Genomic DNA, 13,457 nt, shown 5'->3' on the forward strand with positions numbered 1-13,457 from the left:
TCGAATTTTTCCGAGTTAAGTCGCTTCACCAGGTCCGGCGGACTTGGCACTCTTTCTTTTCTGGCCGCGTTCTTTCCACGTGTTATAAAACAGTTCAAAAACACAACGGACAATGCTGGCAAAAGAGTGCAGCGGGCGGTCGCGCGGATAGGGCGGCGTTATCCAGGCATCCGCCCGGGCCAGGACCACCCGCACCAGTTCGCGCCTTTTTTCCAACGGCATCTCTTCAAACATCATTCGGATGGTATTGGCATCGGCATCAATCAGGCTGACGGGAATACATACGCTTCCGGATTGGAGCAGCAATTCCACTTCCTCGATGCGATCGCGCTGATAGCGATCGTCGGGCGTGACCAATTTCACTCCGCCCATGGAGAGGTCCAGGGTTTCGGTGCGGGCGGAAATACCGCTGGCGAAGTGGATAATGGCCGGTATTTTGACATCAATGCGGATGGTTTTGCGCACCTGGCGCGTCTCTTTGGCGACCGCTATCGCCGCCAGCAGGATTATGACGCTGAGGGATGCCCAGACGACGTTGAGCAGGATAACGCGCGGATCGACATTAAAATAGTCGTGCATCACCGCGCGCACAATGCCGGCGGCAATGCCCAGCCCCAGCAGAACCGCCACAATCAGATGAGGTTTGACGATATGAAAGTCGAAAAAGCCGACATCCAGCAGCCCCCCCTTATCGGTAACGTTAAACTTGCCGTGTTTGGGGGAAATCAACGTCAGTACCGTAGGGATAATAAGATGGAAAGCCATCACCGTTTCATAGATTTCGCCCCAGAAGGCATAGCGGAAGCGGCCGTTCATGCGGGAATTGATGTAGATGGCCAAAAACAGGTGAGGGAGCACATAGGCAAAAATGGTGCTGGCCGAAGAGGCGATAATATTCTGGTTAAACAGAAGATAGGCCAGCGGCGCGGTTAAAAACACCACCCGCGGCAGGCCATACTGGAAATGCAGCATGGCGTTGAGATAACACAGGCGTTGCTGCCATTTCAGTCCTCGGCCGAACAGTGGATTATCCATACGGAATATTTGCGTCATACCCCGGGCCCAGCGGGTGCGCTGGATAACATGCAGTCCAAGGCGTTCCGTGGCGAGGCCGGCCGCCAGCGGTACCGATAAAAAGGCGGAGTTCCAGCCCAGGCGCTGCAGCTTCAGGGCCGTATGGGCGTCTTCGGTGACGGTTTCCACCGCAAAACCACCGATCTCTTCCAGGGCGCTGCGGCGGATGACCGCGCAGGAGCCGCAAAAAAACGTCGCGTTCCAGTTATCGTTGCCCTGCTGCACCGGTCCGTAGAATAGCGCCCCTTCATTGGGGATATCCCGGGCCGCCGACAGGTTGCGCTCAAAGGGGTCTGGGGAATAGAAATAGTGAGGGGTCTGGATCAGCGCCAGGCGATCGTCAATGAGAAAGCTGCCCACGGTGGCCTGGAGAAAACCCCGGGTGGCGACATGATCGCAATCGAACACGCAGATATATTCGCCTTTGGTAATGGTCATGGCGTGATTAAGATTTCCCGCCTTGGCATGCTTGTTATCGTTGCGGGTAATGTATCCCACGCCGGCGTCGGCGGCGAAAACCGCGAATTCGCTGCGTTTGCCGTCGTCGAGAATGTAGATTTTCATTTTATCGCGGGGATAATCGATGCACTGCGCCGCGAGCACCGTGTCCCGCACCACGTCAAGGCTTTCATTGTAGGACGGCACGTAGACGTCCACCGTAGGCCAGGTCGCCGGATCGTCCGGCATCGGTTCGATTTTGCGTTTCAGCGGCCAGGTGGTTTGCAGATAACCCAGCACCAGGATCAGCCAGGCGTAAAGCTCCGCAATAAACAAGCCAATGCCCAGACCCGCCTCGATAACCGAATTGAAATGCAGCGTTTCGGTGGCGCGCCAGTAGATATAGCGGGTTGACATCAAAAATGACATGACCACCATAATCACGCTAACCAAATGGCTTTTACTGACGCCCAACAGCAGCAGCAAAACAATGCTCAGCAGGCCGAAAACATATTGCTTATCACTGTCCATGGGCGTGATGATGATCACCACCGCCACGGGCAGCAACAATAACAGTAGAAAGGCAAATATCAGCTTATTCATACCTGAGCCTGTGCTTTATTTAATGCCTTGATTGGGCGCGGCGTAAAATTCCCCGTCACCCACTTTCACCCCGACGATAGCGGCGACCTTTTTACTGATAAGTTCGATATCAAAGGCAGCGGCGGAAACCGGGCTGAATTCGATGATGGAGCGCTGGGACGCATTGGCTTCCGGCACGCATTCGTCCCGATGGATGATGCCTAATAATCGGTCCCCGAGCCGCTGCTCGAAAAATTGCGAGACATCGCGGCTCAGATTCCGCCGCATATCGCTTTGGTTAACCACATAATATTCGCCGAGCCGGTTATTCATCGCCGAGCCGAGAAATTTATGATTTTCCATTTGCGGCAGCAGCGACAGCGAAGCGGTATCCGCCAGCATCACCACGATATGCAAATCCGCCAGGTTTTTCGCCGCTTTCAGCGCCGGGACCGGGCCGGGAGGGAAATCGGCGATAATCACCAGGCCGGGATAATTCAACACCGTATTCAACCCGCGCTGCAGAAAATGGGGATCATGGCTGACCGCGTTTTCAAATGCCAGCCGCTCTTCCTCTTCAACCTCGCCATAGGGCAGAACAAACAAATTGGCATCCGCTTTCAGGATAAATTGGCTCCAATCTACGGCCGTGGTCGCTTGGGCCACATAACCGCGGGTATCTGAAATAGGGACGCCAAAATGTAAACGCAGCGCGTTTTGCACATCAAAATCGATGACCAGCACCTTGCTGCCGCTTCGGGCAAGCGCATACGCAAGGTTGGCGCTGACGGTCGTTTTCCCTACTCCGCCTTTTGGCGAACAGACACACACTAACGGCATAAAGCGATATTCTCTAATAGAAGTGAAAGGGGCATATCCCGGCCCGGCGCAACTCCGGTCGTCAGTGGGGACTTGCGGTTGAATAATCTACTGAAGCGCATTTCATTGACCGGGGCGGCGGCGGGCTCGCGGCGGCCGATGCCGTCAAAAATCGACGGCCCGGCGGCGGGCTGGGCGCGCGCGTTATCCCTGTTCAATGGCGACGCCGGGGCGGCGGCGGGCTGCGGAAGCCCGCGGTCGACGCTGTCCAGGATGGACGGCCGGAACCCGCGCTCGCCGTGACCGGAGCCGCTCACCGGCGAAGAACCGGCCGACGGCCTCTCCTCTTCCGCATAACCGGCACCCTGTTCAGCGGAAAGGACCTTGCTCACGGCCGCCATCAGCGGCGAGGCAAAGGCGGGTTCCTTAATGCCCTGGGCATTGTTTTTGCTCAAATCGCGGGGCGATGGCATGGCCGCCGGTTTATCGAAAGCCGAGGCGGTGAATTCCTTATTGGAAACCTGCACCGGTACTGGCTGGGTGGTTTGCCCCTGATCCAGGGGATGATACGGCTCGTCGGCAGCGGCTATTTGCTTGAGGATGGCCCAATTATGCGGAGTATTATGAGGATTATTTTCGGCGATTTCTTTATAATCAATGCCTTCCATATTTAATTTTTCTTTGAACCGCTTAATATCATCATAATTATTCATTTTCAACCTCATAGGTTAAATTTGGACGGCATCCCGCCGAGGCGTCTTTGCAGTAAAGAAAGTTGACGCCGATCGGCTTATCGAGTCTTTTCGGTGGTTCTAGATGATGGATATAACAGATCTAAAGATAAACTAATACATGTCTCATTTTTTTACAAAATTAAATCCGCTGAAACACCGTTAATCGCGTTATCCTCAAACCGGAGCGTTGCCAGGCTAGGCGTGTAAAAAGCATTATTTTTCAGGGTGAAAAATACGTCATTACAAATATAGCCTTTATTCCGAGCAAAATGTCATTATCTGCAAGCCCTAAATAAAAGCCGTGAAAGACGTCGCGAAATGTTAAAGAAAACAGCAAATTCCGGCACGGCGGCAACGCGTTTATTCCCGCGGTCCGTTTTCGCACCGGCCTGATGCTTTCGCGGGTAACCGGCTGGCCGCCACGGTTCCGGTCCGGCTGTCCGGGACTGGAGCGAGGCCAAAGTTTATCCTAAGACAGAATATTCGTATGCATAATGTCAACTTTTACGAGCTCTATAGGTTATACGCACAGTTTGAACGAAATGCTTGTTTTAAAGAACAAAATGCCGCTCAAGATAGTATATATTAATATACATATCTTTACCTATAGACTCGAGCGGCAATCTACGTTGTCAAAAAAGGTCAATCATCTTGGGATGTCCCCGGTACGCCGCGCTGAAAGTTTCGGGGATGAATGCCGTTGCTGGTGCGGCGGGACGGAAGGAATTCTTTGGAGAACAGTTTGCGGATCAGACGCTCATTAACGATTAAACAAATGGCATCGGTGTCAGGCGTGACGCTGGTGGTTGTTTGCATCTTTATCGTGATCCAACTGTTCCATTTTGTTCAGCTCCGCCGTGAAGACTATGCCCAGCAGTTGCAAAATATCGCCATGTCGGTGCGACAACCTCTGGCCAACGCGGTGCTTAAAGCGGATGTGCAGCAAGCCGAACGGATACTCGATACCCTTAAACCGGTGGGCATATTAAGCCGGGCGGATGTGGTTTTACCGGATAACTTCCAGGTACTGCATGGGAATTTTCCTCCCGAGCGGCGGGTGCCGGATCTCATCGAATATCTATTCAGGCTGCCGGTGGAGATCTCCGTGCCGCTCTATGCGCTCCCCCATGTTTCCCATCCGCGCGCCCTGGCATCATTGGTGCTTCAGGCCGACTCGTACCGGCTGTATCAGTTTATCGCCAGTACGTTCTCCACCCTGCTGTCTACCTTTATCTTGCTGGCATTGATCATGACCGTGGCCATTACCTGGTGCATGAATCGTCTGGTGGTCCATCCTTTACGGGAAATCGCCCGTGAATTGGAAAAACTCGCGCCTGAGGATACGCCCCGGCACCAGCTTTCGCTGCCGGATATGCATCGCGACGATGAGCTGGGGGTGCTGGTTCGCAGCTATAATCGTAATCAGCAGGTATTGTCCGGCATGTTCGAGGAACTGAGCCGTCTTTCCACCCGCCACGCCGAGACCGCGCTGCCCAACAAGAATCTTTTCACCGCCATGCTGGATTCACAGATGGCCTTGCCGACAAAATCGAAACATTTCTGCTTACTGGCCATCAGTATCGGCACCTTGCAGGAAGCCACCGGCGTAATGACGGAAGCGCAGCGGGGAATCCTGCTGATGACCCTTATCCGGCAGATCAAACAGCATATCAATGAAAACCGGTTTCTCGGCCAGCTTAACCATAATGAATTCGCCATTTTCGATAACGGCATCCAAAATCCGTTCGAAGGGATGCAGTTAGCGCAAAAAATCTTGAAAAGCATCAACGAACCGCTGAATATCGGCAGTCTGTCGCTACGGCCGATGGCCAGTATCGGCATCGCCCTGGGCCAGCCTCTTGATGAATCCGCCCATCAATTATTGCGCCGTGCCACCTCCGCCATGATGTCGGCCCATGACAAAGGCAAAAACCAGATTTTATTCTTCGAGCCCAAGCTGATGGAAATGGTCCATCGGCGTTTGACGCTTGAGAGCACCATCCTCGAAGGCATTGAGTTGGGCCGTTGCAAACTGTTCTTCCAGCCCCAGGTGGATATCCGCAATCAGCAGCTGATTGGCGCTGAGGTACTGTTGCGCTGGCGGCGTGAAGACGGTACCTATTCCCTGCCGCCGGATTTTATCAGCGAGGCGGAAGAGATAGGCGCGATGGTGCCCCTGGGCAACTGGGTGCTTGAAGCCTCCTGCCAGGTATTGGCCGACTGGCGCAAGCAGGGCATCCATATTCCGCTGGCGGTGAATATATCCGCCAAACAGCTGCAGGAAGCCAATCTGGTGCCTTACCTTAAATTGCTGCTGTCGCGTTACGAAATCGGCCCTGCCCAACTGGTGCTGGAGATCACGGAGACCGCCGAGATCGATGAGTTTGAACAATCCCTGCTTTTACTGCGCCAGGTACGCGATTTGGGGATTTTGATCGCACTGGATGACTTCGGCATGGGTTACGCCAGTTTGTATTACCTGGACCGGTTGCGTAATCTGCCCATCGATCTGCTGAAAATAGATCGCAGTTTTATCGAGGGGCTGCCGGAAGATCCGGTCATGCTGCGTATTGTCAGCGCCATCGCACAGGTACTGGCATTACCTGTCATCGCCGAAGGCGTGGAGACCGAGGCGCAACGCCAATTCCTGCTGGAACAGAAAATCGCCTGGGGCCAGGGTTATCTCTTCGCCGAGCCTTTGCCGCAGAAGGTATTCGAACAGCGATTTCTGAATTTCGCCGCGGTGTAAGCCGCCGGCGCGACGCATCCGCCCTTGACTCGGACAAAATAACCGTTTGGTGTCTCAGGCCCGGCTCCGCCATGTCAATGCTTTTGTAAAGCCTTCTTGCCTCGTATTTTCCTGCTGTTTCAACGCGCAAGAGTAATATTTTCTGCGGTACGGTGACATCCGCAAAGGTCCGCGGTCTAACAACATGGTACACTTTGCGCCACACTTTTTTCCGACGGAAAAGTACTGACGATGGAACGCAAGTAGCCGTCTGACTGAGATACACATAATTTAATAGGTAGTTTTTGAGTAGGGGTTCACATGCAGGGCACCGGAATTCGTCTTTTCATGAGTGGAATGTTACTGGCGACGGTGGGTGGCAATGTGCGAGCAGAAGCATTACAACCCGATCCCGCCTGGCAACAGGGTAAACTCATCAATGGCTTCTCCTGGCAAGTATTGACGACACCGCAGCGGCCGAACGACCGGATTGAATTACGCCTGATGGTCAATACCGGTTCACTGGCGGAAAATGCGCAGCAGACCGGCTTCGCGCGGCTCTTGCCCCGGTTGGCGCTGGCCCACAGCGAAAATTTCTCCGCCACGCAGCTCAAATCGTTGTGGCAGCAGGGTGTCGATGCCGGACGTCCGCAAGCGCCGGCGGTCATTTCTTACGATTACACCCTATATAGCCTCAGCCTGCCCAACGGCCGACCCGATTTGCTGCGGGATGCATTCAGATGGATGGCGAACACCGGCGGGCGTCTCATCATTAATCCGGCGACAATACACAGCGCCACGCAGGGAGCCGATCCGGTGGCGACCGCTCCCGACAAGCCCGGCAGCACCTGGTGGCACTACCGCTTGAAAGGCTCGGTTTTGCTGGCGCACGATCCCGGCCAATCGGCCCGGCTACCCGTCAGCGGCCAGCAGTTGCAGCAATTCTACCAGCGCTGGTATACCCCTGACGCCATGACGCTGTACGTGGTGGGCAACGTGGACGGCCGCGGTTTGAACGAACAGATCGTGAAAGCGTTTTCTTCGCTGAAGGGTAAACGGGATACGCCTCCCCCCATGCCGGCGCTGTCGCCGCTGCCGTCTCAACCGGTCAGCCTGATAAGCGATAACGGCAAAGAGGATAGCCTGAAACTGATTTGGGACGCCCCGTGGCAGCCTATCAGGGACTCCCGTTCCCTGAACCTCTACTGGCGCAGCGATCTGGCGCGGGAGGCACTCTATATGCATGTGCAGCAAGCGCTGCAGGCGTCAAAGGACAATAATCTCAAACAGGCCAATCTGCGCTTCGATTGCAATGTCCATTATCAGCGCGCCCAATGCGCCTTTCATATCGATACCCCGGCTGAAAATCTGATGCCCACCATGACTTTTGTGGCCCATGAACTGGCCGGCTTGCGTAATTCCGGGCTTGGCAAGGCGGAATTCGATGCGCTGATGGCACGTAAGACCGGAGAGCTCAGCACGCTTTTTGCCACTTATGCCCGCACCGATACCGGTATATTGATGAGCCAGCGTTTGCGCTCGCAGCAAAATGACGTGGTGGATATCGCGCCGGAGCAATACCAGAAATTGCGCAACGAATTTTTGTCCCAATTATCGTTGCCGATGCTGAACCAGGAGCTGCGTAATCAATTATCCCAGAATGCGATCCTTGTCCTTATGCAGCCCAAAGATGAACCGGAAGTCAACATGAAGGCGCTGCAGGAAACCTACGATCATATCATGGCGCCGGGGCCGCAGCCCTCATCCATCGATGAGAGCAAACCGGAAGTCACGGACATCCCGCCGCAGTCCTGACGCATTTCAGCGCGGCCGGGGTGTTATACCGCAGCCGCGTTGTCTACAAGATTGGGCGCTCCTCTCTTCAAAACCGCCGGCAGAATTCACATGCCGGCCGGCGCGGCGCTAAAACCGTTTTTCCGCATGATGATATGGATTAGCCAGTACAACATACTCGCCACCAGCAATGAATTGATGGAAGGAATGCCCCAATGAACGAACAGGCCGAAAAGGCTGCCGATTATCCATGCGAACATGGCCGGCCAGCCGATGACCGGCGTAGCGGCGGCATCCGGTAATTGTCCGCTTATGCGGGTTGCCTCGAGGATGGATCGATGGGAGCGCAAAATATAATAATCAATCAGCATCACGCCGGCGATAGGGGGAAAAAACACGCCGAACAGCGTCAGTATCCCGGTGAATTGGTCGAGGATGCCCATGACCGACAGTGACGTGCCCACCACGCCCAGGAACAGCGTTAAACGCCGGTAGGACCATTTTTTGCCGGTAATGGCTTCCAACATAGTGGCGAAGCCCAAGGTGGAGGAATATAGATTGATATCGTTTATCTTCACCGCCGACAGCAGTGCCGCGGCCAAACCCAGCCAACCCGCGCTTTGCGTCATGATGGCCACCACATCTGACGTATGCAAGGCCTTGGCCACCAGAATGGCTATCCCGTTAACGATAAATTCCCCGATAAGAATGGAGAGCGTCATCATCCAGAAGACATGGCGGCCGCTCCGGCAATAACGGCTCATATCAGGGGAAACAATGGCGAACACCATATGGCCGCCGGCGATAATGGTGGCGGCCGCGCCAAGAGACAACGGCGGCCCGTCGGGCGCGGCATCCATGAGTTCCCGCAGGTCCTGGCCCTGTATCAGACCGAAGCAAATCCAGGCTATCGCCAGGAAAAACAGCGGCACCGCCACTTTTGCCGTCCATTTCAAACCTCGAAAGCCAAAGGCCACCAGAATGGTGAGCAACAGCCCTGATATGGCCGCCCCCCAACGAAAAATCCCCTGATGCTCCTTATCCAGATCCAGCGCGGAGATAGCCCCTTTAGCAAGAATGGCATTTTGTACGCCAAACCATCCCAGCATGCTGAAAGCAATGGCTAAGCCAATCATGGCCGAACCATATCGGCCAAAACCGCACCAGCGGGCCAGCAGGCTGGTGGACAATCCTTCCCGCGCAGCGGCAATACCTAAACCCAAACTGATGAATTCGAGGATGAGACTCCCCAATAGCGTAGCCCACATGGCCTGGGAGAGCGTCATGGAGTGCCCGAGCGTGGCGCCCAGCATGAATTGCACCAGCGACGTGGTGGCGCCGATGCGAATAAGGGCGACGCTGAACAGGCTGGCGCGGGCGGATGCCGGCACGCGGCCGGAGACGAAATCATCAGTGGAAATATGTTCTTTCATGGCTTCTCCTTGAAAATTGTTGCTGTCCTGAAATAGTGCCATGCACACCCTGTTTAAATGCTCAATCAATTTGAATTGTTAACCCCATTCACTGTAATCAATAAGCTTTTACTAAATTAATAAAATAATTAATTAAAAAAGTTATTTGCGATTTAATTGTAAATGCGAAGATAATATCTATGGTCTCAATATATTTAGACGCGACTAAATTGGAAAAATCGTAAAATGATGAGTTATTTTTTTCATCTATTATCATAAGAAAAAACGACAGTAACCCAGCGCGCCTGTCACTTGAAACCTGATGGGTATATTTGAGGGGCGGCAATGGTGGATGACATCTCATCCGTTGTGAATTAATACACCTAAATGGCTGCGTTATAATGGCTTAACGCTACAGCGCGGGCGAAGGTAACCAGAATGTTCCGCCGCGTCTTGTGCAAAAGGCGCGACGGAATAACCGGCTGGGGTCGACGAAGCGGGGACTCAGCGCGGCATGGCTTCCCGGGGAATAATGGCGCCCCGGTATTGAATCACCGTGCCGGCGGTGAGATGGCCGCATTTGGCCGCCGCCTCGGCATCGCCGCCGGTCAGCCGCACCGCCAGGTAGCCCGCGCTGAACGAGTCTCCCGCCGCGGTGGTGTCAACCACTTTTTCCTTCGGTAATTTTACGGCCGGTACGTCCAGCAGTTCACCGGCTTCGGTGGAGACCAGACAGGATTCGGCGCCGCGTTTGATCACGATTTCCCGCACGCCCCATTGGCGGGTGCGTGCGAGCACGTCGTCAACGCTGTGTTTTCCCCACAGCATGTCCTCATCGTCCAGCGTCAGAAAGGCGATATCGGTACAGGACAGGATATTACGGTAAGCCGCCTGGGTTTCTTCTTTGCTTTGCCACAGGCGCGGACGATAATTGTTGTCAAAAATCACTTTGCCGCCCTTGTCACGGCAGGCTTTTAACAAAGCCAGCAACCGTTCCCGGCTTTTCGCGCTTAAAATGGCGATACTGATGCCGCTGAGATAAAGATAATCAAATTCGGCCAACTGCCGGCATATACGCTCGGAATCGTCGCTTTCAAGCCAATAACGGGCGGCGGCTTCATTACGCCAGTAATAGAAGGTGCGCTCGCCGGTTTCATCCGTCTCGATATAGTATAACCCGGGCAAACGGTTATCCATTCGCTGAATCAAATCGGTTTGCACGCCTTCCTGCCGCCAGGCCCCCAGCATTTCCTCGCTGAAATTATCGGTACCCAGCGCGGTGACATAATGTACGCCGAGGGTTTCCGGCTTCACCAGCCGGGATAAATAGACCGAGGTATTCAGCGTGTCGCCGCCGAAGCCGCGCTTCACATCGGTCCCTTTTTGGGACAGTTCAATCATGCATTCGCCGATGACGGCAATGTTTTGGGTTGTCATTAACTGCGACCTGTATGAGTAAAAAAGAATGGATAACAATATAGCTAGTCTCAACAGATTGGTTGGTACAGTCAATAGCCGATGAAACGTTGTTTTAATTTTTCATGACCTGGATCGTCTCCCGTCCAAATGCCCATCGGCGGCAAACGCCATGCCAAAACGGCGGGGCGTACCGGAAATCCTCGACTATGATTAATGTTACAAAGACGCTTGTGGAGGGACGAAACAATCATGACACTGACCAAAAAAGCGATCGGTGGGACAGTATTGTTTCTGCTATTGGTAATCGTTGCCCTAATCATTTTTATCGCGACATTTGATCTCAATCGCCTAAAACCGACCATCAATGAAAAAGTGACCGCCGAGCTGCACCGCCCCTTTGCCATTAACGGCGACCTGGGCGTGCAATGGATGCGCCAACCGGACCAGGCGGGCTGGCGCTCCTGGGTCCCTTGGCCGCATCTCCATGCCGAAGACGTGGTCTTGGGCAACCCGCCCGAGGTTCCCGGCGACTATACCGCCCGGATAAAAAGGGTGGAGGCCAGCATTTCACCGCTTGCATTGTTGCATAGGGAAGTTTATCTGCCCCGCATTACGCTGGTTGAACCCGATGCCGCGCTAAAGCGTCTACAAAATGGTAAGAATAACTGGACCTTTAATCTGGCTAACAGCGATCAGCCGCAGCAGGGCACTCCGCCTTCCCCCTGGTCGTTCAAGGTGGACGATATCGCTTTTGACCAGGGAAAAATCGGTTTTCAGGATCCCATCACCAAAGCCGACGTGCAGGTTCTGGTGAACCCGCTGGGCAAGCCGGTACCGTTCGCCGAGCTGGCCGGCGGCGAGGAGAAAGCCACCGGTACCGCTTCTCAGAATGCGACTGAAACCTCTTCGAAGAAAACCGCCGGAACCACGTCGAAGGAAACCACCGGAACCACGTCGAAGGAAACTACTGGAACCACGTCGAAGGAAACCGCCGGAACCACGTCGAAGGAAACTACCGGTACCGCTTCGCAGAAAACCGATGATTATGTGTTCGGGTGGAAAGTCAGCGGTAAATACAACAATGAACCCTTGAAGGGGGACGGAAAAATCGGCGGCATGCTGGCCCTGCGCAGCAGCAACCGACCGTTCCCGCTGCAGGCGGATGTCAGCTCCGGCTCCACCCGCGTGGTGCTGGCGGGAACCCTGCAAGACCCCATGAATTTGGGCGGTCTGGATTTGCGGCTGAAATTGGCCGGCGACAGCCTGGGGGATCTCCACGGCCTTACCGGTGTCGTGTTGCCGGACACGCCGCCTTACTCCACCGACGGCCATTTGATTGCCCGTTTCCAGGAGAAAGCGGGTAACCGTTTCCGCTATGAAAAATTCAACGGCAAAATCGGCCAAAGCGATATACACGGTACGCTGGAATATATACAGGGTAAACCGCGTCCTTCGCTAAGCGGCGAAGTGGAGTCCAATCAGCTGCGTTTTGCTGATTTGGGCCCCTTGATTGGCGCCGATTCCGGTACCGCCGGCAAGAAACAACAGGCCAAGACCAATTCAATCCAGCCGCCGGATAAAGTCCTGCCGTACGATAAGTTCGATACCGACAAATGGAGCACCATGGATGCGGACGTGACTTTTAGCGGTAAACGCATCGAACATGGCAAATCCCTGCCCATCAGCGATCTGTTTACCCACGTCAAACTGGACGACGGCGTGCTGCTGCTGGACCCGCTGCGCTTTGGCATGGCAAGGGGCAACCTGAACTCCACCATACGGCTGGAAGGCAACCAGAAGCCCATGCGCGGCCGGGCCGACCTGCATGCGCGCAAACTCCAGCTTAAAGCGCTGTTCCCGGATGTGGCGGCGATGCGCAGCAGCATGGGGCAGTTAAACGGCGATGCGCAGTTCACCGGCACCGGTAATTCGGTGGCGGCCCTGCTGGGCAGCAGCAACGGTGAATTACGCATACTGATGAATGACGGCGTTATCAGCCGCAACCTGATGGAAATCGCCGGTCTGAACGTCGGCAACTACGTGGTGGGCAAGCTGTTCGGCGATGATCAGGTGAAGATCAACTGCGCGGCGGCGGATCTCGGCGTACGCAACGGTTTGGCCACCCCGAAGGTATTCGTTTTCGATACTGAAAACGCGGTGATCAAAATCGACGGCACCACCAACTTCGCCACTGAACGGCTGGATCTCTCCATTAACCCTGACAGTAAAGGGGTGCGAATCGTGACGCTGCGTTCACCGCTGTATGTGCGCGGGACCTTCAAACATCCGGATGCCGGAGTGAAACCCGGCCCGCTGATTGCCCGCGGCGCGGCGGCGGTGGCCCTGGGGACGGTATTGGCCCCGGCGGCGGCGCTCCTGGCGCTGATCTCCCCCAGCGGCGGCGAGGAGAACCAGTGCGGACCGATATTGCAGGAAATGAAAAACAGTAAATAAGCG

At 54.7% G+C, this 13,457-nt stretch carries 8 protein-coding genes; 3 read left to right on the plus strand and 5 right to left on the minus strand.

Features of this window, described 5'->3' with window-relative positions; translation table 11 throughout:
• Nucleotides 1-15 precede the first annotated feature (15 nt).
• From bcsA to ACL2XO_RS01940, 3 genes are read right to left on the minus strand one after another with little or no spacing between them, the layout of a single operon-like run.
• Nucleotides 16-2,115 (minus strand): UDP-forming cellulose synthase catalytic subunit, encoded by a 2,100-nt coding sequence (gene bcsA / locus ACL2XO_RS01930; RefSeq protein ID WP_132923979.1) that lies wholly within the window; start codon nucleotides 2,113-2,115, stop codon nucleotides 16-18.
• A 15-nt stretch (nucleotides 2,116-2,130) separates the two neighbouring features.
• The gene (gene bcsQ / locus ACL2XO_RS01935) at nucleotides 2,131-2,934 is read right to left on the minus strand and encodes a cellulose biosynthesis protein BcsQ (RefSeq protein ID WP_132923978.1); all 804 of its coding nucleotides are present in this window, start codon (nucleotides 2,932-2,934) and stop codon (nucleotides 2,131-2,133) included.
• The gene (locus ACL2XO_RS01940) at nucleotides 2,925-3,626 is read right to left on the minus strand and encodes a hypothetical protein (protein ID WP_413742081.1); all 702 of its coding nucleotides are present in this window, start codon (nucleotides 3,624-3,626) and stop codon (nucleotides 2,925-2,927) included. Before ACL2XO_RS01940 ends, bcsQ begins: the two co-directional genes overlap by 10 nt.
• A gap of 763 nt (nucleotides 3,627-4,389) precedes the next feature.
• Here ACL2XO_RS01940 and hmsP point away from each other — a divergent pair.
• Together hmsP and ACL2XO_RS01950 are read left to right on the plus strand one after the other, a co-directional pair.
• Nucleotides 4,390-6,396: a biofilm formation regulator HmsP gene (gene hmsP, locus ACL2XO_RS01945; protein ID WP_203524547.1), complete on the plus strand. Its 2,007-nt coding sequence runs from the start codon at nucleotides 4,390-4,392 to the stop codon at nucleotides 6,394-6,396.
• 300 nt (nucleotides 6,397-6,696) lie between these two features.
• Nucleotides 6,697-8,190, plus strand: coding sequence for an insulinase family protein (locus tag ACL2XO_RS01950; protein WP_413726240.1), 1,494 nt, complete (start codon nucleotides 6,697-6,699; stop codon nucleotides 8,188-8,190).
• Nucleotides 8,191-8,276: 86 nt separating this feature from the next.
• Here the strand turns inward: ACL2XO_RS01950 and ACL2XO_RS01955 are convergent, their stop codons facing one another.
• Both ACL2XO_RS01955 and ACL2XO_RS01960 read right to left on the minus strand, forming a co-directional pair.
• A complete protein-coding gene (locus tag ACL2XO_RS01955; protein WP_413742082.1) occupies nucleotides 8,277-9,602 on the minus strand; it encodes a purine-cytosine permease family protein in 1,326 nt (441 codons plus the stop codon).
• Nucleotides 9,603-10,085: 483 nt separating this feature from the next.
• Complete coding sequence (locus tag ACL2XO_RS01960; RefSeq protein WP_413726242.1) at nucleotides 10,086-11,018, minus strand: sugar kinase; 933 nt, start codon at nucleotides 11,016-11,018, stop codon at nucleotides 10,086-10,088.
• Nucleotides 11,019-11,249: 231 nt separating this feature from the next.
• Between ACL2XO_RS01960 and ACL2XO_RS01965 the strand changes: the two genes are divergently transcribed.
• Complete coding sequence (locus ACL2XO_RS01965) at nucleotides 11,250-13,454, plus strand: AsmA family protein (RefSeq protein WP_413726243.1); 2,205 nt, start codon at nucleotides 11,250-11,252, stop codon at nucleotides 13,452-13,454.
• Nucleotides 13,455-13,457 lie beyond the last annotated feature (3 nt).

The organism is Sodalis sp. RH15, from assembly GCF_047324255.1.
Lineage (GTDB): Bacteria > Pseudomonadota > Gammaproteobacteria > Enterobacterales > Enterobacteriaceae > Acerihabitans > Acerihabitans ligni.

Excerpts from the sequence above, each read along its gene's own strand:
- bcsA (WP_132923979.1), bottom strand. The coding sequence starts at position 2,115 with ATGAATAAGCTGATATTTGCCTTTCTACTGTTATTGTTGCTGCCCGTG.
- bcsQ (WP_132923978.1), bottom strand. The coding sequence starts at position 2,934 with ATGCCGTTAGTGTGTGTCTGTTCGCCAAAAGGCGGAGTAGGGAAAACG.
- ACL2XO_RS01940 (WP_413742081.1), bottom strand. The coding sequence starts at position 3,626 with ATGAATAATTATGATGATATTAAGCGGTTCAAAGAAAAATTAAATATG.
- ACL2XO_RS01950 (WP_413726240.1), top strand. The coding sequence starts at position 6,697 with ATGCAGGGCACCGGAATTCGTCTTTTCATGAGTGGAATGTTACTGGCG.
- ACL2XO_RS01955 (WP_413742082.1), bottom strand. The coding sequence starts at position 9,602 with ATGAAAGAACATATTTCCACTGATGATTTCGTCTCCGGCCGCGTGCCG.
- ACL2XO_RS01960 (WP_413726242.1), bottom strand. The coding sequence starts at position 11,018 with ATGACAACCCAAAACATTGCCGTCATCGGCGAATGCATGATTGAACTG.
- ACL2XO_RS01965 (WP_413726243.1), top strand. The coding sequence starts at position 11,250 with ATGACACTGACCAAAAAAGCGATCGGTGGGACAGTATTGTTTCTGCTA.